A 21,390-nucleotide genomic window follows, 5' to 3' on the forward strand; every position below is an offset into this window, starting at 1 on the left:
ACAGGAGACATGCCATGCAACGAAAGATGCTCGACGCCGCCGCACGCTGCTTCGCCGGAGCCGCGCTCGCGACGGCGGCCTGCGCCGCGTCCGCCGGCACGCTGACGATCGCGACGCTGAACAACCCCGACATGATCGAGTTGAAGAAGCTGTCGCCGGCGTTCGAGAAGGCGAACCCCGACATCAAGCTGAACTGGGTGATCCTCGAGGAAAACGTGCTGCGCCAGCGCGCGACGACCGACATCACGACCGGCAGCGGCCAGTTCGACGTGATGGCGATCGGCACCTACGAGACGCCGCAGTGGGGCAAGCGCGGCTGGCTCGCGCCGATGACGGGCCTGCCGGCCGACTACGACCTGAACGACATCGTGAAGACCGCGCGCGACAGCCTGTCGTACAACGGCCAGCTCTACGCGCTGCCGTTTTACGTCGAAAGCTCGATGACGTTCTACCGCAAGGACCTGTTCGCGGCGAAGGGGCTGAAGATGCCCGACCAGCCGACCTACGACCAGATCGCCGAATTCGCGGACAAGCTCACCGACAAGTCGAAGGGCACCTATGGCATCTGCCTGCGCGGCAAGGCCGGCTGGGGCGAGAACATGGCGTTCGTGTCGACGGTCGTGAACACGTTCGGCGGGCGCTGGTTCGACGAGAACTGGAACGCGCAGCTCACGTCGCCGGAATGGAAGAAGGCGATCACGTTCTACGTGAACCTGCTGAAGAAAGACGGCCCGCCGGGAGCGAGCTCGAACGGCTTCAACGAGAACCTGACGCTCACCGCATCGGGCAAGTGCGCGATGTGGATCGACGCGACGGTCGCGGCCGGCATGCTCTACAACAAGCAGCAGTCGCAGGTGGCCGACAAGATCGGCTTCGCGGCCGCGCCGGTCGCCGCCACGCCGAAGGGTTCGCACTGGCTGTGGGCGTGGGCGCTGGCCGTGCCGAAGACGTCGAAGCAGCAGGACGCCGCGCGCAAGTTCATCGCGTGGGCGACGTCGAAGCAGTACATCGAGATGGTCGGCAAGGACGAGGGCTGGGCGTCGGTGCCGCCGGGCACGCGCACGTCGACGTATCAGCGCCCCGAGTACAAGGCCGCCGCGCCGTTCTCGGACTTCGTGCTGAAGGCGATCGAGACGGCCGACCCGAACGATCCGTCGCTGAAGAAGGTGCCGTACACGGGCGTGCAGTACGTCGGGATTCCTGAATTCCAGTCGTTCGGCACGGTGGTCGGCCAGTCGATCGCCGGTGCGGTCGCGGGCCAGATGACGGTAGACCAGGCGCTCGCTGCCGGGCAGGCCGCCGCCGACCGCGCGGTGCGGCAGGCCGGCTACAAGAAGTAACGCGCAGGACGCCGTGCAGCCCGCACCGCGCGCCGTCGTGCACGGTGCGGGCCGGCGAAGCTGAAAGGCGGGCAGGCCGGTTTCGCCCGCGCATCAACCGGAGGGACTCCGATCATGCGTCATTTACGTCTTCCCCTGAGCCATGCGTCGCCGGTCGGCGACGCGTCGTCGCCGCCGGGCGCGCCGCGCCGTGCGCGCGGCGGCGCGAGCTGGCTCGTGTCGCCGTCCGTCGCGGTGCTGCTGCTGTGGATGTCGATCCCGCTCGCGATGACGATCTGGTATTCGTTCTCGCGCTACAACCTGCTGAACCCGGACGTGAAGGGTTTCGCGGGCTTCGACAACTACCGCTTCCTCGCGACCGATCCGTCGTTCCTGCCCGCGATCTGGCATACGCTCGTGCTGATCGGCGCGGTGCTCGCGATCACGGTGGTCGGCGGCGTGCTGATGGCCGTGCTGTTCGACCGCAAGTTCTACGGGCAGGGCGTCGCGCGCCTGCTCGCGATCGCGCCGTTCTTCGTGATGCCGACGGTATCCGCGCTGATCTGGAAGAACATGATCCTGCACCCGGTATACGGCCTGGTCGCGAACGCGATGCGCGCGCTCGGCATGACGCCGATCGACTGGTTCGCCGATTACCCGCTCACCGCGGTGATCATCATCGTCGCGTGGCAGTGGCTGCCGTTCGCGTTCCTGATCCTGTTCACCGCGATCCAGTCGCTCGACCAGGAGCAGAAGGAAGCCGCGCGCATCGACGGCGCCGGCCCGATCGCGATGTTCTTCTACATCACGCTGCCGCACCTGAAGCGCGCGATCGCCGTGGTCGTGATGATGGAGACGATCTTCCTGCTGTCGATCTTCGCGGAGATCTACACGACGACCGGCGGCGGCCCCGGCGACGCGACGACCAACCTGTCCTACCTGATCTACGCGCTCGGCCTGCAGCAGTTCGACGTCGGCCTCGCGTCCGCGGGCGGCATCATCGCCGTGGTGGTCGCGAACGTCGTGTCGTTCTTCCTCGTGCGGATGCTCGCGCGCAACCTGAAGGGAGAGTACGAGAAATGAGCGACCTGACCTTCGAAGGCCGGCGCGTGCCGGCCGTGTTCGACCTCGTGCGGCGCGCGCTGCCCGGCACGCTCGCGTGGCTGATCGCGCTGCTGCTGTTCTTCCCGATCTTCTGGATGGCGATCACCGCGTTCAAGACCGAGCAGCAGGCGTATGCGTCGACGCTGTTCTTCATGCCGACGCTCGACAGCTTCCGCGAGGTGTTTGCGCGCAGCAACTACTTCGCGTTCGCGTGGAACTCGGTGCTGATCTCGGCCGGCGTCACGGTGATCTCGTTGCTGTTCGCGGTGCCGGCCGCGTACGCGATGGCGTTCTTCCCGAACCATCGCACGCAGAAGGTGCTGCTGTGGATGCTGTCGACGAAGATGATGCCGTCGGTCGGCGTGCTCGTGCCGATCTATCTGCTGTGGAAGAACGCCGGGCTGCTCGATACCGTGTCGGGGCTCGTGATCGTCTACACGCTGATCAACCTGCCGATCGCGGTATGGATGACCTTCACGTACTTCAACGAAATTCCGAAGGACATCCTCGAAGCGGGGCGCATCGACGGCGCGTCGACGTGGCAGGAGATCGTCTACCTGCTGATGCCGATGGCGCTGCCGGGGCTTGCGTCCACCGCGCTGCTGCTCGTCATCCTGTCGTGGAACGAGGCGTTCTGGAGCATCAACCTGTCGAGTTCGAACGCGGCGCCGCTGACTGTGTTCATCGCGTCGTACTCGAGCCCCGAAGGATTGTTCTGGGCGAAGCTGTCCGCCGCCTCCCTGCTGGCCGTCGCGCCGATCCTGATCGTCGGCTGGCTGTCGCAGAAGCAGCTCGTGCGCGGGCTCACGTTCGGGGCCGTCAAATGACAGCGAACGTCCTGATCTGCGATTGCGACGGCGTGCTGATCGACAGCGAGGCCGTGGCCGCCGACGTGATCGTGTGCGAACTCGATACGCGCTGGCCGGGCGTCGATGCGCGGCCGGCCGTGATGCCGCTGCTCGGGCTGCGCATCGAGCGCGTGCTGGCCGGTGCCGGCGAGGCCGTCGGCCGCACGCTGTCGGCCGCCGACGTCGAGGCGATCCGCCGCGCGGTCGAAGCAGCGGCCGTCAATGCGCCGATGGTCGAAGGCATCGACACGGCGCTGGCCGCGATTCAACTGACGACGGCCTGCGCGAGCAACAGCTACCGTGCGTACGTCGAGGCGGCGCTCGCCCGCACGGGTCTCGCGCGCTTCTTCGGCGACCGGCTGTTCTGCGCGGATGCCGTCGCGCGGCCGAAGCCGGCGCCCGACGTGTATCTCGCGGCCGCGCGCACGCTCGGCGCGGCGCCTGCCCACTGCCTCGTCGTCGAGGACAGCGTGACCGGCATCACCGCGGCGGCGGCGGCCGGCATGACCGTGCTCGGCTTCGTCGGCGGCGGGCATGCGTCGGCCGCGCAAATCGACGCGCTGCGCGGGATCGGCGCGCGTCATGTATTCGACGACATGCACGAGCTGCCCGGTTACGTCGCGCGCTGGCAGGCGACGGGCGCGGTGCTGCCGAACTAGCAACGATTGCGCGCCGCCCGAAGGCGGCGCATCACGAACGAACGGAGACAGATCATGGCAAGCGTGCTCCTGCGCAACATCGCGAAGCGCTACGACGACACCGACGTGCTGCGCAACGTGAACCTCGATATCGCCGACGGTGAATTCGTCGTGTTCGTCGGGCCGAGCGGCTGCGGCAAATCCACGCTGATGCGGATGATCGCGGGCCTCGAGGATATTTCGAACGGCGACCTGCTGATCGACGGAGCGAAGGTCAACGAGGTGCCGAGCGCGAAGCGCGGCATCGCGATGGTGTTCCAGTCGTATGCGCTGTACCCGCACATGACGCTGTACGACAACATGGCGTTCGGCCTGAAGCTCGCGGGCGCGAAGAAGCCCGAGATCGACCAGGCCGTGAAGCAGGCCGCGAAGATCCTGCACATCGATCACCTGCTCGACCGCAAGCCGAAGCAGCTGTCGGGCGGCCAGCGGCAGCGCGTCGCGATCGGCCGCGCGATCACGCGCAAGCCGAAGGTGTTCCTGTTCGACGAACCGTTGTCGAACCTCGACGCCGCGCTGCGCGTGAAGATGCGGCTGGAATTCGCGCGGCTGCACGACGAGCTGAAGACGACGATGATCTACGTGACGCACGACCAGGTCGAAGCGATGACGCTCGCGGACAAGATCGTCGTGCTGTCGGGCGGCGCGGTGCAGCAGGTCGGCACGCCGAACGAGCTGTATCACGCGCCGGCGAACCAGTTCGTCGCGGGCTTCATCGGCTCGCCGAAGATGAACTTCCTGAAGGGTACGGTCGAATCGGTCGATGCGCTCGGCGTGCTCGTGCGTTTCGACAGCGGCGAGACGCAGCGTGTCGCGGTGGACGCGTCCGGGCTGCAACGCGGCGCCGCGGTGACCGTCGGCGTGCGGCCCGAACACCTGCTGGTCGACGCGGGCGCGACGGGGGTTGCCGCACGGACGATGGCCGTCGAGTCGCTCGGCGATTCGGCTTATCTGTATGCGGAGTCGGCCGCGGCGTCCGACGGGTTGATCGCGCGGATTCCGCCGCTCGACACGTACCGCACCGGCGAGGCGTTGCGCGTGCATGCGCAGGCCGAGCACTGCCATCTGTTCGACGAGCACGGCCAGGCGTTCCGCCGGCTGAGCGCGCATGCGAAGGCTGCGTGACGACCGGCGCCTGCGCTGCTCGGATGCGCAGGTGTTCGGCCATGTAGTCGACGAATGCGCGCAGCTTCGGCGTCGGGTGCCGGCCTGACGGCCACAGGACGTGGATCGGCGCGCAGCTCGCGACGTGTTCGTCGAGCACCGCGCGCAGCGTGCCGTCCTCGAGCGCGTCGCGCACGAAGAAAATGGGCAGGCACGCGATGCCGAGCCCGCGCAGCGCGAAGCACAGGCGCGCTTCCGCGCTGTTGCTGACCATCGCGACCGGTACCTCCGGCGGCGTACCGGTGCGCGGCACGCGCAGCGGCCAGGTTTCGAGCTTGCCGCTGGTCGGGAAGCGATAGTGCAGGCAGCGATGCCGTGCGAGATCGGCTGGCGTGCGTGGTGTGCCGTGCCGGTCGAGATACGCGGGCGACGCGACGAGGTGCTGGCGGAAATGGCCGAGCAGCCGCGACGACAGCCGTGAATCTGAAGGCTGGCCGGTGCGCAACACCGCGTCGAACCCTTCGTCGACGACGTCGACGAGCCGGTCGCTGAAATCGATGTCGAGCTCGATCTCCGGATACGCGGCCATGAAATCGGCGAGCACCGGCAGCAGCAGCGTGCCGATCGTCGGCAGGCTCACGCGCAGCCGGCCGCGCGGCGCTTCGGTGCTGTGCGTCAATTCCCGTTCGGCCGCCTCGATCTCGGCGATCACGCGCCGGCATCGTTCGAGAAAGCGCGTGCCTTCGGCCGTCAGCGTGATGCTGCGCGTGCTGCGGTGAAACAACCGCACGTTCAGGCGCGCCTCGAGCCGCGCGATGCGCTTGCCGATCGCCGAAGCCGACAGCCCGAGCGCGCGGCCGGCCGCGACGAAGCTGCGGGTTTCAGCGACCTGAACGAACACGACGAAACCGCCCAGATTTTCCATGCGAGATCCCGATTGCGGACACCGGCGTCCGGAGTGTCCGGAACTCTACCCCGGTTTTTCTTCTCGCGCCGGCTCCCTACGATGGGCGTTCCTTCACTGTTCGAGGTCACGCCATGTCATTCCTGCCTGTCACCGCCCGTCGCGTCGAAGCCGGGAGCGCATCATGAGCGATTGCCCGTCGATGGACGGCCGCGTTGCCGGCCAGCCGGCGCAGGCGGCCGAACGCCTGCCGGTCGCGAACCTGCTGGCGCTCGCGACGGCCGCCTTCATCACGATCCTCACCGAAGCGTTGCCGGCCGGCCTGCTGCCGCTGATGAGCGCCGACCTGCGCGTGCCCGAGGCGCTGATCGGCCAGCTCGTGACCGTCTATGCGCTCGGCTCGATCGTCGCGGCGATTCCGCTCGTCGCCGCGACGCGGGCGATGCGCCGGCGCCGCCTGCTGCTCGCGGCGCTCGCCGGCTTCGTCGTGTCGAACGCGCTGACGGCCGTGTCGCCGTACTACGCGCTCACGCTCGTCGCGCGCTTCGTCGCCGGCATGGCGGCCGGGCTGCTGTGGGCGTTGCTGGCCGGCTATGCGAGCCGGATGGTCGACGCTTCGCTGCGCGGCCGGGCGATCGCGGTGGCGATGCTCGGCGCGCCGGTCGCGATGTCGATCGGCATTCCGGCCGGCACCGCGCTCGGTGCCGCGCTTGGCTGGCGCGTCGCGTTCGCGCTGATCACGCTGGCGGCGCTCGCGCTGATCGGCTGGATCCGCCTGCGCGTGCCCGATTACGCGGGGCAGTCCGCCGGCGCGCGCGAGCCGGTGCTCGGCGTGATGACGCTGCCCGGCGTGCGGCCGGTGCTGACCGTGATGTTCGCGTACGTGCTCGCGCACAACATGCTGTACACGTATGTCGCGCCGTTCCTGGCAGGCGTGCGGATGGGCGCGCAGGTCGATGTGGTGCTGTTCGTGTTCGGTATCGCGTCGCTGGCCGGCATCGCGCTGACGGGCGCATGGATCGGCGCCGCGCAACGGCGGCTGACGCTCGCCAGCATCGCGCTGTTCGCGCTCGCGGCGCTGATGCTCGGCGCCGGTTCCGGGATGGCGATCGTCTACGCGGGCGTTGCGCTGTGGGGGCTCGCGTTTGGCGGCGCGCCGACGCTGTTCCAGACGGCTGCCGCGAACGCGGCGGGCGAGTCGGCCGACGTCGCGCAGTCGATGCTCGTGACGGTGTGGAATCTGGCGATCGCCGGTGGCGGCATCGCGGGCGGGATGCTGCTCGATGCGACGGGCGCCGGCGCGATTCCGTGGGTGCTGGTCGCCCTGCTGGCGGCCGCGTGGCTCGGCGCGTGGCGCGCGCGCCGGCATGCGTTCCCCGCGCCGCGCGCGGCCTGAGCGGGCGTGCCCGTCGGCGGTGTCAGGCCGCCTTCGCGGCGAGCGCGGCACGCGCGCAGGTTTCGTCGGTGACGAGCCCCGACAGCCAGCCGCCACGCAGCGCGGCGATCACCGCGTCGTGTTTCTTCGGGCCGCCGGCGAACGCGATCGTCGGCAGCTTCGGCGGCGACGCGAGCGCCACGCTCGTCACGCGTGCGCTGGTCGACACGTCGATCAGCTTGCCTTGCGCGTCGATCGGCACGCCGAGCAGTTCGGCCACCGCGCCGAGCGCGGTCATCTCGTCGCGCTCCCGTTCGGTGATGAAGCCGTCTTCGTAGAGCGGGCAGTGCGGGCCGATGTTGCCGATCCCGACGAACGCGACGTCGGCCTGGCCCGACAGTGCCTCGACGATCCGGTACAGCCGGTGATTGCACCACTGCGCGCGCTCGGCGTTGCTGTCGGCGAACAGCGGCGCGGGTAGCAGGAAGTGCTTGCTGCCGGTTTTCTCGGAGATGTACTGCGCGACGTCGTAGCGGTTCGACGACCCGTCGGCCGCGATCGCGCCGACCATCGACACGAGCCGGTGCTGCGGGCGCTCGATTTGCGCGATCTGCGCGACCGCAGCCTTCAGCGTCCGGCCGCTGCTGACCGCGATCACCATCGGCCGCGTTTCGTTCAGATAGCGCTCCATCACCTGCGCGCCGGCGACCGCGAGCTTGCGGTCGATCGCGTCGGGCGCATCGGCATCGACGGGCACGACTTCGCACATCGCGAGGCCGTAGCGTTTCGACAGCTGCGCGCCGAGATCGAGGCAGTCGGCGAGCTGGTGATCGACGCGCACGCGGATCAGGTTCTTCTCGACCGCGAACGCGACGAGGCGCTGCGCGACCGGGCGCGAGACCTGCAGCTTCTCGGCGATTTCGTTCTGCGTGTCGCCCGCGACGTAGTAGAGCCACGCGGCACGCGTGGCGAGATCGAGTTTTTCTGAGGACTTGGACACGATAGCGATTCGGTTCGGATCAGGGGGCTGCCCCGCGGGCCGGCCGGCAGGCCGCACGACGGCGTCCACTGTAACGCATGTCGTGCGGGCTGCCCCGCAATCAGGCCTACGCGAGCCGCGTGCGCGACGGTTCGTACAGCGGCTGGACGTGACGGTACAGCGAGCGGAACGCGTCGAGGCGTTCGCGCAGCCGCGCATGGCGGGCGGCGTCCGGCGCGTATTCGGCGCGCACCGGCGGCTTGGTCAGCACCGCGTGCGGGTCGCCGCCGACGGCCAGCCAGCCGAGCCGTGCCGCGCCAAGCGCCGCGCCCGTCTCGCCGCCGCCGATCTGGCGCGTGCGCACGTTCAGCGCGTCGGCGATCAGTTGCGCCCAGAACGCGCTGCGCGCGCCGCCGCCGATCAGCGACAACTGGTCGGTTTCGACGCCGGCCGCATGCAGCGCGTCGAGGCCGTCGGCGAGGCCGAGCGTCACGCCTTCGAGTACCGCGTAGCCGAGATGCGCGCGCTCGGTCGCGTGCGTCATCCCGAAGAACACGCCTTGTGCGTACGGATCGTTGTGCGGCGTGCGCTCGCCGGACAGGTAGGGCAGGAACAGCGGCGCCGTCGCGAGCGCGTCGGCGTCGAGCGCTTCGACTTCGGCGAGCAGTGCGGGCTCGTCGGTGCCCGTCAGCTTGCAGACCCAGCGCAGGCAGCTCGCGGCCGACAGCACGACGCTCATCAGTTGCCAGCGATCGGGGATGGCGTGGCAGAACGCATGCACGGCCGATGCGGGGTTCGGCATGAAGCGGTCGCCGACCACGCTCAGCACGCCCGACGTGCCGAGCGACACGAAGCCGTCGCCCGCGTGGATCGCGCCGATGCCGAGCGCGCTCGTCGCGTTGTCGCCGCCGCCGCCCGCGACCACGACGGCCTCCGACAGCCCGAGCTCGCGCGCGACGTCCGCGCGCAGCGTGCCGGACGGCGCGTTGCCCTCGACGATGCGGGGCATCTGGTCGCGGGTCATGTCGCACGCAGCGAGCAGCGCGTCGGACCAGTCGCGGCGCGCGACGTCGAGCCACAGCGTGCCAGCCGCGTCCGACGGGTCGGAGACTTTCGCGCCGGTCAGCCGGAACCGCAGGTAGTCCTTCGGCATCAGCACGCAGGCGGTGGCGGCGAACACGTCGGGTTCATGCTTCGCGACCCACAGCAGTTTCGGCGCGGTAAAGCCCGGCATCGCGAGATTGCCGGCCAGCGCATGGAGATCGGGCGCGCGTTCGGTGAGCAGCGCGCATTCGTCGGCGCTGCGCATGTCGTTCCACAGGATCGCGGGGCGCAGCACGCGGTCGTCGCGGCCGAGCAGCACGGCGCCGTGCATCTGTCCCGACAGGCCGATGCCGCGCACCTGCGCGAACGCGTGCGGGTGCCGCTCACGCAACGTTGCGAGCGCGGCGAGCGTGCCTCGCCACCAGTCGTCCGGATGCTGTTCTGCCCAGCGCGGATGCGGCCGCGACACGGTGAACGGCGTGCCGGCCGTGCCGACGACCGTGCCGTCGGGGGCCAGCAGCAATACCTTCACTTCCGAGGTGCCGAGGTCGATGCCGAGATACATGAGCGATTCGTTCCGTCAGTGGGGAGTCGCTACTTTAGCCGCGCGACAGCGCACATGCCAAGGCAGGTTCGCCCGGATGCGCGTCAGCGTTGTGCCAGCCATGCGTCGACCCGCGCGAGCGCGCCGCGCAGCGCCTCGAACAGCGCCGCGTTGCCGGCGAGCGAGCCCCACAGCGCGCGGCTCGCGCACAGCGCGACGACCGGATCGTCGGCGTCGACGATCGCCCGCGCGGCACTTTCATCCATCACGCCGTCCTGGTATGCATACGGCAGCAGGCCGCGCGCCCAGCGTTCGAGAAAGCGCAGGAACAACGCGGGCAGCACGGCGGTGGCGACCGGCGCCGCGCCGCGCGCGAACGATTCGACGAGCGTCGGTGCGATGAAGCCGGGGATCTTCGAGAAGCCGTCGGCCGCCACGCGCTGGTTCGTGTCGAGCACGTACGGGTTGCCGAAGCGTTCGAGCACGACGTCGCGATAGCGCGCGAGATCGAGCGGGCTCGGCGTCAGGCACGGGATCACGTCCTGCGTCACGTAATCGTGCGCGAAGCGCCGGATCGCCGCGTCGTGCGTGCCTTCGTGGATGTAGGTATGGCCCGCGAGCGTGCCGGCCCACGCGATGCAGCTGTGCGTCGCGTTGAGAATGCGGATCTTCGCTTCCTCGTACGGATGCACGTCGTCGACGAGTTCGGCGCCGGCCAGCTCCCAGCGCGGCCGGCCGGCCGCGAAGCGGTCCTCGATCACCCACTGGATGAACGATTCGCCCATCACCGGGCACGCGTCGTCGATACCGGTGGCCGCGAGTACGCGCTCGCGCACGTCGGCGGTCGGGCGTGGCGTGATGCGGTCGACCATCGCGCTCGGCGTCGCGACGTTCGCGTCGAACCACGCGAGGAGGGCGGTTTCACCGCGCCGTTCGAGGAATTCGCGCATCCCCGCGCGAAAGCGCGCGCCGTTGTTGCGCAGGTTGTCGCAGCTCTGCAGCGTGAGCGGGCCCGCGCCGCGCTTCATGCGTTCGGCGAGCAGCGCCGCGAGCGCGCCGTACAGCGTCGTGCGCGCGCCCTGCAGGTCGGCGGCGAGATCGGCGTTTGCGATGTCGAGCCGGTTGTGTTCGTCGAGGTAGTAGCCGCCTTCGGTGACGGTGAACGACACGATCCGGCATGCCGGATCGGCGCCGGCGTCGATCAGCGCGGCGAGGTCGATCGACCACGGCAGCACGCGCGTGATCGCGCGGATCGTCTCGTACGCGCGCTCGCCTTGCGGCGTGACGGTTTCGAGCGTGTAGGCGCCGTGCTGCGCGGCGAGCGCGTCCATCGTCGCGCGCATGTCGTCGCGGATGTTGCCGACGGTCAGCGACCAGCGTTCGTCGGCCGGCACGGCCGCGTTCACGCGATGCAGATACCACGCCTGGTGCGCGCGGTGAAACGAGCCCGCGCCGATGTGCAGCAGCACGGGCGCGCGGGCGGAGGGCGATGCGCTCATCCGGTGTCTCCTGTTCGTGCCAGTCTTTCCAGTCGAATACGATCATTTGCTCTTTATGTGAGCGAATGATCGTATTCGGGCGAGCGAAAGTCAAGGCGGGGAAACGGCATTTCGATGGTGCGCTGCGGCGGGCGGGAAGGCCGGAAGGGCTAGATGGGCAGGAAGGGCAGGAAGGGCAGGAAGGGCGGAGGGGATGGATGAGCCGCCGGCCGGGTAGCGCCGTCAGCGCCCCTCGCGCGTCAACGCGACGAGTTCCTCGAGCAGCTTGCCGGCCGGCCCCGGCAGGATGCCGTGGCGGCGCCGGAACGCGGTGAGCGTGCGCACCGCGACGACTTCGCGCACCGGCAACGTGTCGATCGTGCCGGCGCGCTGCTCGGCGCCGTACATCGGCTCGGCCATCCAGCTCAGGAAGCCGGCATGCGCGACGAGGCTCTTCAGCGTCGTGACCGAACGCGTCTCGACCGCGATGTCGGGCAGCGCGAGCCCGTGCGCGTCGAAGGTCGCACGCATGTGGTCGAACGGCGCGGTGCCGCGCGGCGGAATCGCCCAGCGCGCGTGCAGCGTATCGGCGAGCGTCGGCGCGCGGCCGAGCGCGCGCAGCGGATGCTGCGGCGCCGCAACGATATGACTGCGATCTTCCCAGCGGCACTCGGGAATCGCGACGATCTCGTCGGTGTCGGGTCCGTGCGCGGACAACGCGAGATCGATCTCGTGCTTGTTCAGCCCTTCCGCGAGCCGGTCCCACACGCCTTCGATGATCTCGACGCGCAGGTTCGGCCAACGGTCGAGCACGCGACCGACCGCGACCGGCAGCACGAGGCTCGCGATGCTGCCCACCGTGCCGACCTTGATCGTGCCCTTCGCGAACCCGCGCATCGCGTCGAGTTCCTCGCGCGCGTGCTCGGCCTCGTGCTGCAGCAGCGTCGCGTGCGGCAGCAGCGCCTCGCCGAACGCGGTGAGCTGCACGCCTTTCGAGTGGCGCTCGAACAAGGGCGCGCCGACCTGATCCTCGAGCCGCTTCAGGATCCGGCTCAGCGCCGGCTGCGTCACATGCAGCGCGTCGGCGGCGCGGCCGAGGCTGCCGCACGCGACGATCGTCGTGAAGGCGCGCAATTGTCGGAGATCGAAAGTCATGCCGGAATGTAATGGCTTATCTCAAAAAATACAGTATCAGAGAATGGCTTGCGCTTCGATACTGTGGAAATCGCCAAGCCATCGAGGAGACACCCGAGCATGTCCGGCCACCCGCCCCCATCCGCCGCACCGGTCACCGTTCGTGACGCCGTGATCGACCTGTTCCGCCAGTTCGGCATCGACCGCGTGTTCGGCAATCCCGGATCGACCGAGCTGCCGATGTTCCGCGATTTCCCGGACGATTTTCGTTACGTGCTCGGCCTGCAAGAGGCCGTCGTGGTCGGGATGGCCGACGGCCATGCGCAGGCCACCGGCAACGCGGCGGTCGTCAACCTGCATTCGGCGGCGGGCGTCGGCAATGCGATGGGCAATCTCTTCACCGCATTCAAGAACCGCACGCCGCTGATCGTCACCGCGGGCCAGCAGGCGCGGGCGATTTTGCCGTTCGATCCGTTCCTCGGCGCGACGCAGGCTGCCGAACTGCCGAAACCGTACGTGAAATGGAGCATCGAACCGGCGCGCGCGCAGGACGTGCCGGCCGCGATCGCGCGTGCGTACCGCATCGCGATGCAGGAGCCGCGCGGCCCCGTGTTCGTGTCGATTCCGGTCGACGACTGGGATCAGCCGGCCGAACTGTTGCCGCGGCGCGAGGTCAGCAGCGTCGTGCGGCCCGATCCCGATGCGCTCGCGCGACTTGGCGACGCGCTCGACGCCGCGCGGCGTCCCGCGTTCGTGGTCGGCGCGGCCGTCGATCGCGCGGGCGCGTGGGACGACGTCGTGCGGCTCGCCGAGCGGCACCGTGCGCGCGTGTACGTCGCGCCGATGTCGGGGCGCTGCAGCTTCCCCGAAGACCATCCGCTGTTCGCGGGATTCCTGCCCGCGATCCGCGAGAAGATCGTCGCGCGGCTCGACGGGCACGACCTCGTGTTCGCGTACGGTGCGCCCGCGTTCACCTATCACATCGAAGGCTTCGGCCCGCACGTGCCGCCGGGCGCGACGCTGGTGCAGCTCGTCGACGATCCGGGCATTGCCGCGTGGACGCCGTCCGGCGACGCGGTCGTCGGTAACCTGAGGCTTGCCGCGCGCGACCTGCTGGCGCGCCCGGCGCCGCCCGAGCGGCCGATGCCCGCGCCGCGCGCACCGCGTGCACGCGTCGACGCGCCGGCCGCCGGTGAGCGCATGTCGGTCGCATTCGCACTGCAGACGCTTGCCGACGTGCGCGATGCGCACGACATCGTCGTCGAGGAGGCGCCGAGCGCGCGACCGGTGATGCAGGAACACCTGCCGTTCACGCGCAGCGGCACGTTCTACACGATGGACAGCGGCGGGCTCGGCTACGGAATGCCGGCCACCGTCGGCGTCGCGCTTGCGCACCCTGAGCGGCGCGTGATCGCGCTGATCGGCGACGGCTCGAGCCTGTATTCGATCCAGGCACTGTGGAGCGCCGCGCAGTTGAAGCTGCCGATCACGTTCGTGATCCTGAACAATCGCCGTTACGCGGCGCTGCAGGATTTCGCGCCCGTGTTCGGCTTCGGCCCCGACGACCCCGTGCAGGGCACCGATCTGCCCGACCTCGATTTCGTCGCGCTCGCGCAAGGGATGGGCTGTCGCGGCGTACGCGTTGCCGATGCGGCGCAGCTGCGCGATACATTGACCGACGCGCTGCGTGCGGCGACGCCGGTCGTCGTCGAAGTCGAGATTGCCTGACGCGCGGTGCGCGTCTTTCCGGAGAATCCATGCAAACCGTATCGATGCTGATCGGCGGCGAACGCCGCCATTCGTCCAGCGGCGCGACCTTCGTGCGCCGTAACCCGCTCGACGGCGAAATTGCGTCCGAAGCGCCCGCGTGTAGCGTCGACGATGCGCGAGCCGCAGCCGATGCGGCCGCCCGCGCGTTCCCCGAGTGGGCCGCGCTCGGCCCCGGCGCGCGCCGCGCGCTGCTGCTGAAGGCGGCTGCCGCGCTCGAAGCGAAACACGAGCAGTTCGTCGCGGCGATGGCGGCCGAGACGGGCGCATCCGCGCTATGGGCCGGCTTCAACGTGCACCTTGCCGCGAGTGGGCTCGTCGAGGCCGCGTCGCTGACCACGCAGGTCGGCGGCGAACTGATTCCGTCCGACGTGCCGGGCTCGCTCGCGATGGGCGTGCGGCAGCCGGCCGGCGTCGTGCTCGGCATCGCGCCGTGGAATGCGCCGGTGATCCTCGCGACACGCGCGCTCGCGCTGCCGCTCGCGTGCGGCAACACGGTCGTGCTGAAGGGCTCGGAGCTGTGCCCGGTCACGCACGGGCTGATCGTCGAGGCGCTGCAGGAGGCCGGGCTGCCGCCGGGCGTCGTCAACTTCGTGACCAATGCGCCGGAGGATGCGGGCGCCGTCGTCGATGCACTGATCGCGCATCCGGCCGTGCGCCGGGTGAATTTCACGGGCTCGACGCGGGTCGGCCGGATCGTCGCGGAAGTGTGCGCGCGCCACCTGAAGCCGTCGGTGCTGGAGCTCGGCGGCAAGGCGCCGTTCGTCGTGCTCGACGACGCCGATCTCGACGCGGCCGTCGCGGCGGCCGCGTTCGGCGCGTTCGCGAATTCCGGGCAGATCTGCATGTCGACCGAGCGCATCATTGTCGACGCATCGATTGCCGATGCATTCGCCGCGAAGCTCGCCGACAAGGCCGCGTCGCTGCCGCTCGGCGACCCGCGCAACGGGCCCGTCGTGCTCGGTTCGCTGATCGACATGAAAGCCGTCGAGCGCTGCAACGCGTTGATCGACGATGCACTCGCGCACGGCGCAACGCTGCTGTGCGGCGGCAAGGCCGACAGCACGCTGTTTCCGGCGACGCTGCTCGACCATGTGACGCCGGCGATGCGCATTTACGCGGAAGAATCGTTCGGCCCGGTGAAGGGCATCGTACGCGTCGATGGCGAAGAAGCCGCGATCCGCTGCGCGAACGACAACGCGTTCGGGCTGTCGTCGGCCGTGTTCAGCCGTGACGTCGCGCGTGCGCTGCGCGTCGCGTCTCGCGTCGAATCGGGCATCTGCCACGTGAATGGCCCCACCGTGCACGACGAGGCGCAGATGCCGTTCGGCGGCGTGAAGGACAGCGGCTTCGGCCACTTCGGCGGAAAGGCCGGCATCGCTGCGTTCACGGACTTGCGCTGGATCACCGTGCAGACCGCACCGCGCCACTACCCGTTCTGACGAGGCCATCGACGATGAGGATCGCGATTCTGGGAGCGGGCGCGATGGGCTCGCTGTTCGGCGGGCTACTCGCCGAAAGCGGCGAAGCCGTCACGCTGATCGACGTGAACGACGCGCATCTCGACGCGATTCGCCGCGACGGGCTGCGCATCGACGACGACCGCGGCGAACGGCGCATCCGCGCGTTGCAGGCCGTGCGGCCGGAAGTGGCGAGTGCGGATGCGCTTGCCTTGCCCGATACACCGTTCGATCTGCTGATCGTTTTCACGAAGTCGCTGCATACGCGTACCGCGCTCGACGGTGTGCGTGCGCTGCTGTCACCGAACACCTGCGTGCTGACGCTGCAGAACGGGCTCGGCAATGTCGAGGCGCTGAATGCGTTCGTGCCGCTCGAGCGCATCCTGGTCGGCGTGACGACGTGGCCGGCCGATGCGGCCGGGCCTGCGCACGTGTGCTCGCACGGTGCGGGCACGATCCGCATGATGACGGCCGACGGCGCGGCGCGCCCGTTCGCGACTGCCGTGGCCGACGCGCTGTCGCACGCGGGGCTCGCGTGCACGCTCGATGCCGACGTGTGGGCCGCGATATGGGAAAAGGTCGCGTTCAACGCGGCGCTCAACACGCTGTGCGCGGCGACCGGCTGCTCGGTCGACCAGCTCGGCAATCATCACGACGGGCCGCAGCTCGCGCTCGCGATTGCTGCCGAGACGGCCGCCGTCGCCCGCGCGAAGGGCATCGCGGTCGATGGAGAACGCATCGCGCGCAACGTCGAGCATGCGATCCGCGAACATCGCGGCCATCGTCCGTCGATGCTGCAGGATGTGCTGGCGGGCCGCCGCACGGAAATCGACGCGATCAGCGGCAAGGTCGTGGCGGCTGCGCGCGAAACGGGCGTCGCGGTTCCGCATACCGAGACGATGCTCGCGCTCGTCCGGCTGATCGACGCGCGGAAGGACTGAGCATCAGGCCGGCGGCCGGCTGGCGCCGCATGACGAGACGCGCGCACGACGGACGGGCGATGGCGCCGGATCGTCACGGAGGGGACACCGTGCGGGCACCGGCGCATCGACGCCGGCGGCCGCGCATCAAGCGATCCGGGCACGCGCTTGCGCACCAGCCCGGACAACTGGAGACGCCATGAAAGCCAACGAATGCAGTTGTCATGCCGCGCGCCGCTCGCGCACGTTGCCGCCGCCGCGCGGCGCACGGGAGGCCGCATGAGCTCGCGCGACGGAGTGCCGCCGCCGTCGGTCGACATCGGCACGACGCTCGACGACGGGCCGTTCACGACGATGCAGCGCTATGTGGTGCTGCTCGCCGCGCTCGCGATCGTGCTCGACGGCTTCGACGGCCAGTTGATCGGTTTCGCGATTCCGGTGCTGATCCGCGAATGGGGCATCACGCGCGGCGCGTTTGCGCCGGCCGTCGCGGCCGGGCTGATCGGCATGGGCATCGGCAGCGCGTGCGCGGGAATCGTCGCGGACCGCTTCGGCCGCCGCCAGGCCGTGATCGGCAGCGTGTTCCTGTTCGGTATCGCGACCTGCGCGATCGGCTTCGCGCCCGATGTCGCGGCGATCGCGATACTGCGCTTTTTCGCGGGGCTCGGGATCGGCGGCGCGCTGCCGACGGCCACCACGATGACGGCCGAATACACGCCGGCGCGGCGCCGCACGATGATGGTGACGGCGACGATCGTCTGCGTGCCGCTCGGCGGGATGCTGGCCGGCCTGTTCGCGCACGAGGTGCTGCCGCGTTACGGCTGGCGCGGGCTGTTCTTCGCGGGCGGTGCGCTGCCGCTCGTGCTCGGCTTCTTGCTCGTGCGCGCGCTGCCGGAATCGCCGCGCTATCTTGCGCGGCGCCCCGCGCGCTGGCCTGAACTCGGCGCGCTGCTCGCGCGGATGGAGCGGCCCGTCGCGCCGGGCACGGCATTTACCGACATGAAGGATGCACGCGCGGCAGGTGGCCGCGGCGGCTTCGGCGCGCTGTTCGAGCGCGGTCAGGCGCGCGACACGATCGCGCTGTGGTGCGCGTTCTTCATGTGCCTGCTGGCCGTGTATGCGGCGTTCAGCTGGCTGCCGACGATGCTCGCGGCGAGCGGGTTGAGCGTGTCGGTCGCGGGGGCGGGGCTTACCGCGTACAACCTCGGCGGCGTGATCGGCGCGCTGCTGTGCGCATGGGCGATCGCGCATGCCGGGTCGCGCTGGCCGCTCGCGCTGTGCAGCATCGGCGGCGCGGTGAGTGCGGTGTGGCTGATGGGCGTCGATGCCAGCCGCCATACGAGCTGGCTGATCGTCGGGCTCGGCCTGCACGGGCTGTTCGTCAACGCGGTTCAGTCAACCATGTATGCGCTCTGCGCCTACATCTATCCGACCGCCGTGCGCGCGACGGGCACCGCGAGCGCGCTCGCGTTCGGCCGGCTCGGCGCGATCCTCAGCGCGTTCGCGGGCGCGATCGTGATCACGACGGGCGGCGCCACGGCCTATCTGACGATGCTGGCGATCGCGATGGGCGTTGTCTGCGTCGCGCTGCTCGTCGTGCGACGGCATATCCCGCGGCTTTCACGTGCGGCAGCGCAGCCGCGCGAAGGAGAGGAGCTGGCCCGCACGTCGTCGTGACGGCGGGCGCATGACGTGCGTTACAGCGTGGTGCGCACGTGCCAGAGCTCGGGGAACAGCACGACGTCGAGCATCTTGCGCAGGTACGGCGCACCGCTCGTGCCGCCGGTGCCCTGCTTGAAGCCGATGATGCGCTCGACGGTCGTCACGTGACGGAAGCGCCACTGGCGGAATGCGTCTTCGAGGTCGACGAGTTCCTCGGCCATCTCGTACAGCTCCCAGTGCTGCTGCGGGTGGCGATACACTTCGAGCCACGCGGCTTCGACCGTCTCGTCGTGTCGCGTCGGCTGCGTCCAGTCGCGATCGAGCCGTTCCGGCGCGATCGGGAACCCGCGCCGCGCGAGCAGACGCACGACTTCGTCGTAGAACGACGGCGCCTCGAGCGTCGCGCGCACCTGTTCGAGGATGTCGGGCCGGTGCGCGTGCGGCTGCAGCATCTGCACGTTCTTGTTGCCGAGCAGGAATTCGAGCTGACGATACTGGTACGACTGAAAGCCCGACGACTGGCCGAGATACGGGCGCATCGCCGAGTATTCGGACGGCGTCATCGTCGACAGCACGCTCCACGCCTGCACCAGCTGCTCGAGGATGCGCGACACGCGCGCGAGCATCTTGAATGCGGGCGGCAGCGCGTCGGTGCGCACCGCCTCGAGTGCGCCGCGCAGTTCGAACAGCGCGAGCTTCATCCACAGCTCGCTCGTCTGATGCTGGATGATGAACAGCATCTCGTTGTGATCGGGCGACAGCGGATGCTGCGCGTCGAGGATCGAATTCAGCGACAGGTAGTCGCCGTAGCTCATCGACTTCGAGAAATCGAGTTGCGCGTTGTGCCAGCCGGCATCGCCGGGCACGTGCGGCGCTTCGTGCGCGGCCTGCGCCGGTTGTGCGGCGCGTGCGCCCGAGAACGGGCAGCCCGCCGGCGCGTCGCCGCCGGGTGGCTGCATATGACCAGAATTCACGACTATCTCCAGATTTGAATGACGGGGCGCGGCGCGCGATCCGCGTGACCGCGGCGCGCGCCGGGCAGGGCCGGTCAGGTCACCGCGCCGCGTTCGGCGAACTCGGGCGCCTTCCACGCGTCGGTGGCGAGGATGTCGCGCAGCGTCTCGACGGCATCCCACACGTCGGCGAAGCGCGTATAAAGCGGCGTGAAGCCGAAGCGCAGCACGTACGGCTCACGGTAGTCGCCGATCACGCCGCGCGCGATCAGCGCCTGCATCACTTCGTAGCCGTGCGGATGCTCGAAGCTCGCCTGCGAGCCGCGCTGGTGATGCGCGCGCGGCGTGACGAGCTTCAGCGACAAGCCTGCGCAGCGCGCTTCGACGAGTGCGATGAACGCATCGGTCAGCGCGAGCGACTTGCGGCGGATCGCGTGCATGTCGGTCTGCAGGAACACGTCGAGCCCGCATTCGACCATCGACATCGACACGATCGGCTGCGTGCCGCACAGGAAGCGCGCGATGCCCGGATCGGGCGCGAAGGCCGGCTGCATCGCGAACGGCGCGCGGTGGCCCCACCAGCCCGACAGCGGCTGCGAGAAATGTGCGAGATGGCGCTGCGGCACCCACACGAACGCGGGCGAGCCGGGGCCGCCGTTCAGGTACTTGTACGTGCAGCCGACCGCGCCGTCGGCGCGCGCGCCGTTCAGGTCGACCGGCACCGCGCCGGCCGAGTGCGCGAGATCCCACAGCATCAGCGCGCCCGAGTCGTGCACGAGCTGCGTGACGGCCGGCATGTCGTGCATGTAGCCGGTGCGGTAGTTCACGTGCGTGATCATCGCGACGGCCGTGTCCGCGCCGAGCGCGGCCGGCAGGTCGGCCGGATCGTCGATCAGGCGCAACTCGTAGTCGCCGCCGAGCTGTTCGATCAGCCCTTGCGCGATATACAGGTCGGTCGGGAAATTCGAGCGTTCCGACACGATCACGCGGCGCTCCGGTGCGCGCTCGGCCTGGTGGCGCAGCATCGCCGACAGCAGCTTGAACAGGTTGATCGAGATGGTATCGGTGACGACCGTTTCGCCGGGCGCGCCGCCGATCAGCGTCGCGAGCTTGTCGCCGAGGCGGCGCGGCAGTGCGAACCAGCCGGCCGTGTTCCAGCTGCGGATCAGGCCTTCGCCCCATTCGGCGCCGATCACCTGCTGCGCGCGCGCGGCCGATGCGCTCGGCTGCGCGCCGAGCGAGTTGCCGTCGAGGTAGATCACGCCGTCGGGCAGCGAGAACTGGTCGCGCAGCGGGGCAAGCGGGTCGTCGCGGTCGAGTGCGAGCGCGTCTTCACGGGTCTTGATCATGATGTGGGGTCGTTGGTCGGGGTAATCAGGAAGCACGCGCGGGCAGCGCGCGCAGCACCGCGCGCACGGGGCTCGCGTCGAGCGTCGCGAACTTCAGCGGCAGTGCGATCAGTTCGTAGTCGCCGGGTGGCACGTCGTCGAGCACGATGCCTTCGAGGATCGCCATCCGGTGCGCGCGCACGCGGTGATGCGCATCCATCGTCTTCGATTCCTGCGGGTCGAGCGACGGCGTATCGATGCCGATCAGCTTCACGCCGCGGGCGGCGAGCAGGTCGACGGTCTCGGGCGCGACCGCGCAGAAATGGCTGTCCCACTGCTCGACGCTGGCGCGCGCATAGGTGCGCAGCAGCACACGCGGCGGCACGCCGTCGAGCGCGGCCGCGATGTCGGCCGGCTGCACGACGGGCGATGCGCCAATGCAATGGATCACGCGGCACGGGCCGAGATAGGTATCGAGCGGCACGGCGCCGATCGGCGCACCGTCGGCGTCGTAATGCAGCGGCGCGTCGCAGTGCGCGCCGGTGTGCGGCGACAGCGTCAGGCGCGCGACGTTGACCGGCGAGCCGGCCTCCATCCGCCACACGCGTTCGACGGAAACCGGCGTATCGCCCGGCCACACGGGGGTGGCGGGGCTGACAGGCGGCGAGATGTCCCAGAGTGTGTCCATGGCATGACGAATCGGTGAGTCGATCCTTCGAATGATAGGTGGACGCTCGCAGAAAGTGCTTGCGAAATAAACATGGACAAT

17 protein-coding genes and 1 pseudogene are annotated in these 21,390 nt (G+C 69.5%); 10 read left to right on the top strand and 8 right to left on the bottom strand.

The window, feature by feature from the left end:
* The first annotated feature begins 14 nt into the window (after window positions 1–14).
* The 5 genes from U5809_RS06510 to U5809_RS06530 all read left to right on the top strand — a co-directional run bounded on the left by U5809_RS06510 (window position 15) and on the right by U5809_RS06530 (window position 5,094).
* A complete protein-coding gene (locus tag U5809_RS06510) occupies window positions 15–1,340 on the top strand; it encodes a sugar ABC transporter substrate-binding protein (protein WP_309290210.1) in 1,326 nt (441 codons plus the stop codon).
* 114 nt (window positions 1,341–1,454) lie between these two features.
* A complete protein-coding gene (locus tag U5809_RS06515) occupies window positions 1,455–2,402 on the top strand; it encodes a carbohydrate ABC transporter permease (protein WP_282505863.1) in 948 nt (315 codons plus the stop codon).
* Complete coding sequence (locus tag U5809_RS06520) at window positions 2,399–3,250, top strand: carbohydrate ABC transporter permease (protein WP_048245223.1); 852 nt, start codon at window positions 2,399–2,401, stop codon at window positions 3,248–3,250. The genes U5809_RS06515 and U5809_RS06520 overlap by 4 nt, the downstream gene beginning before the upstream one ends.
* On the top strand, window positions 3,247–3,930 hold the full coding sequence (locus U5809_RS06525; RefSeq protein WP_322085932.1) for an HAD family phosphatase: 684 nt from the start codon (window positions 3,247–3,249) through the stop codon (window positions 3,928–3,930). The genes U5809_RS06520 and U5809_RS06525 overlap by 4 nt, the downstream gene beginning before the upstream one ends.
* Before the next feature lie 54 nt (window positions 3,931–3,984).
* A complete protein-coding gene (locus U5809_RS06530; protein ID WP_322085933.1) occupies window positions 3,985–5,094 on the top strand; it encodes a sn-glycerol-3-phosphate ABC transporter ATP-binding protein UgpC in 1,110 nt (369 codons plus the stop codon).
* 22 nt (window positions 5,095–5,116) lie between these two features.
* Here the strand turns inward: U5809_RS06530 and U5809_RS06535 are convergent.
* A pseudogene (locus U5809_RS06535) lies at window positions 5,117–5,998 on the bottom strand (LysR family transcriptional regulator); the annotation flags it as partial.
* 163 nt (window positions 5,999–6,161) lie between these two features.
* On the opposite strand from U5809_RS06535, the gene U5809_RS06540 reads away from it, so the two are divergent.
* Complete coding sequence (locus U5809_RS06540) at window positions 6,162–7,373, top strand: MFS transporter (protein ID WP_322085934.1); 1,212 nt, start codon at window positions 6,162–6,164, stop codon at window positions 7,371–7,373.
* Between the two features lie 22 nt (window positions 7,374–7,395).
* On the opposite strand, the gene U5809_RS06545 is transcribed toward U5809_RS06540, so the two are convergent.
* From U5809_RS06545 to U5809_RS06560, 4 genes are all read right to left on the bottom strand, one after another.
* Window positions 7,396–8,409, bottom strand: a complete 1,014-nt coding sequence (locus U5809_RS06545; protein WP_322086110.1) for a sugar-binding transcriptional regulator — start codon at window positions 8,407–8,409, stop codon at window positions 7,396–7,398.
* Between the two features lie 49 nt (window positions 8,410–8,458).
* Entirely contained in the window at window positions 8,459–9,940 is a 1,482-nt protein-coding gene (gene xylB / locus U5809_RS06550; protein ID WP_176051636.1) for a xylulokinase, read from the bottom strand.
* A gap of 83 nt (window positions 9,941–10,023) precedes the next feature.
* Window positions 10,024–11,418 (bottom strand): D-arabinitol 4-dehydrogenase, encoded by a 1,395-nt coding sequence (dalD, locus tag U5809_RS06555; protein WP_322085935.1) that lies wholly within the window; start codon window positions 11,416–11,418, stop codon window positions 10,024–10,026.
* A 222-nt stretch (window positions 11,419–11,640) separates the two neighbouring features.
* The gene (locus U5809_RS06560) at window positions 11,641–12,552 is read right to left on the bottom strand and encodes a LysR family transcriptional regulator (RefSeq protein ID WP_282505857.1); all 912 of its coding nucleotides are present in this window, start codon (window positions 12,550–12,552) and stop codon (window positions 11,641–11,643) included.
* Window positions 12,553–12,651: 99 nt separating this feature from the next.
* Here U5809_RS06560 and mdlC point away from each other — a divergent pair, with 99 nt between their 5' ends.
* From mdlC to U5809_RS06580, 4 genes are all read left to right on the top strand, one after another.
* Window positions 12,652–14,259 (top strand): benzoylformate decarboxylase, encoded by a 1,608-nt coding sequence (mdlC, locus tag U5809_RS06565; RefSeq protein WP_322085936.1) that lies wholly within the window; start codon window positions 12,652–12,654, stop codon window positions 14,257–14,259.
* 29 nt (window positions 14,260–14,288) lie between these two features.
* On the top strand, window positions 14,289–15,740 hold the full coding sequence (locus U5809_RS06570; RefSeq protein WP_322085937.1) for an aldehyde dehydrogenase: 1,452 nt from the start codon (window positions 14,289–14,291) through the stop codon (window positions 15,738–15,740).
* 14 nt (window positions 15,741–15,754) lie between these two features.
* A complete protein-coding gene (locus tag U5809_RS06575; RefSeq protein ID WP_322085938.1) occupies window positions 15,755–16,699 on the top strand; it encodes a 2-dehydropantoate 2-reductase in 945 nt (314 codons plus the stop codon).
* A 258-nt stretch (window positions 16,700–16,957) separates the two neighbouring features.
* The gene (locus tag U5809_RS06580; RefSeq protein WP_322085939.1) at window positions 16,958–18,355 is read left to right on the top strand and encodes an MFS transporter; all 1,398 of its coding nucleotides are present in this window, start codon (window positions 16,958–16,960) and stop codon (window positions 18,353–18,355) included.
* A 20-nt stretch (window positions 18,356–18,375) separates the two neighbouring features.
* Here U5809_RS06580 and kynA read toward each other — a convergent pair whose 3' ends face one another.
* From kynA to kynB, 3 genes are all read right to left on the bottom strand, one after another.
* A complete protein-coding gene (gene kynA / locus U5809_RS06585) occupies window positions 18,376–19,299 on the bottom strand; it encodes a tryptophan 2,3-dioxygenase (RefSeq protein WP_322086111.1) in 924 nt (307 codons plus the stop codon).
* 89 nt (window positions 19,300–19,388) lie between these two features.
* Entirely contained in the window at window positions 19,389–20,642 is a 1,254-nt protein-coding gene (kynU, locus tag U5809_RS06590) for a kynureninase (protein ID WP_415877930.1), read from the bottom strand.
* Window positions 20,643–20,667: 25 nt separating this feature from the next.
* Window positions 20,668–21,309 (bottom strand): arylformamidase, encoded by a 642-nt coding sequence (gene kynB, locus U5809_RS06595; protein WP_322085940.1) that lies wholly within the window; start codon window positions 21,307–21,309, stop codon window positions 20,668–20,670.
* Window positions 21,310–21,390 lie beyond the last annotated feature (81 nt).

It is taken from the genome of Burkholderia sp. BCC1999 (genome assembly GCF_905339975.1).
Taxonomy (GTDB): domain Bacteria; phylum Pseudomonadota; class Gammaproteobacteria; order Burkholderiales; family Burkholderiaceae; genus Burkholderia.

Excerpts from the sequence above, each read along its gene's own strand:
- U5809_RS06510 (WP_309290210.1), top strand. The coding sequence starts at position 15 with ATGCAACGAAAGATGCTCGACGCCGCCGCACGCTGCTTCGCCGGAGCC.
- U5809_RS06515 (WP_282505863.1), top strand. The coding sequence starts at position 1,455 with ATGCGTCATTTACGTCTTCCCCTGAGCCATGCGTCGCCGGTCGGCGAC.
- U5809_RS06520 (WP_048245223.1), top strand. The coding sequence starts at position 2,399 with ATGAGCGACCTGACCTTCGAAGGCCGGCGCGTGCCGGCCGTGTTCGAC.
- U5809_RS06525 (WP_322085932.1), top strand. The coding sequence starts at position 3,247 with ATGACAGCGAACGTCCTGATCTGCGATTGCGACGGCGTGCTGATCGAC.
- U5809_RS06530 (WP_322085933.1), top strand. The coding sequence starts at position 3,985 with ATGGCAAGCGTGCTCCTGCGCAACATCGCGAAGCGCTACGACGACACC.
- U5809_RS06540 (WP_322085934.1), top strand. The coding sequence starts at position 6,162 with ATGAGCGATTGCCCGTCGATGGACGGCCGCGTTGCCGGCCAGCCGGCG.
- xylB (WP_176051636.1), bottom strand. The coding sequence starts at position 9,940 with ATGTATCTCGGCATCGACCTCGGCACCTCGGAAGTGAAGGTATTGCTG.
- dalD (WP_322085935.1), bottom strand. The coding sequence starts at position 11,418 with ATGAGCGCATCGCCCTCCGCCCGCGCGCCCGTGCTGCTGCACATCGGC.
- U5809_RS06560 (WP_282505857.1), bottom strand. The coding sequence starts at position 12,552 with ATGACTTTCGATCTCCGACAATTGCGCGCCTTCACGACGATCGTCGCG.
- mdlC (WP_322085936.1), top strand. The coding sequence starts at position 12,652 with ATGTCCGGCCACCCGCCCCCATCCGCCGCACCGGTCACCGTTCGTGAC.
- U5809_RS06570 (WP_322085937.1), top strand. The coding sequence starts at position 14,289 with ATGCAAACCGTATCGATGCTGATCGGCGGCGAACGCCGCCATTCGTCC.
- U5809_RS06575 (WP_322085938.1), top strand. The coding sequence starts at position 15,755 with ATGAGGATCGCGATTCTGGGAGCGGGCGCGATGGGCTCGCTGTTCGGC.
- U5809_RS06580 (WP_322085939.1), top strand. The coding sequence starts at position 16,958 with ATGAGCTCGCGCGACGGAGTGCCGCCGCCGTCGGTCGACATCGGCACG.
- kynA (WP_322086111.1), bottom strand. The coding sequence starts at position 19,299 with ATGCAGCCACCCGGCGGCGACGCGCCGGCGGGCTGCCCGTTCTCGGGC.
- kynU (WP_415877930.1), bottom strand. The coding sequence starts at position 20,642 with ATGATCAAGACCCGTGAAGACGCGCTCGCACTCGACCGCGACGACCCG.
- kynB (WP_322085940.1), bottom strand. The coding sequence starts at position 21,309 with ATGGACACACTCTGGGACATCTCGCCGCCTGTCAGCCCCGCCACCCCC.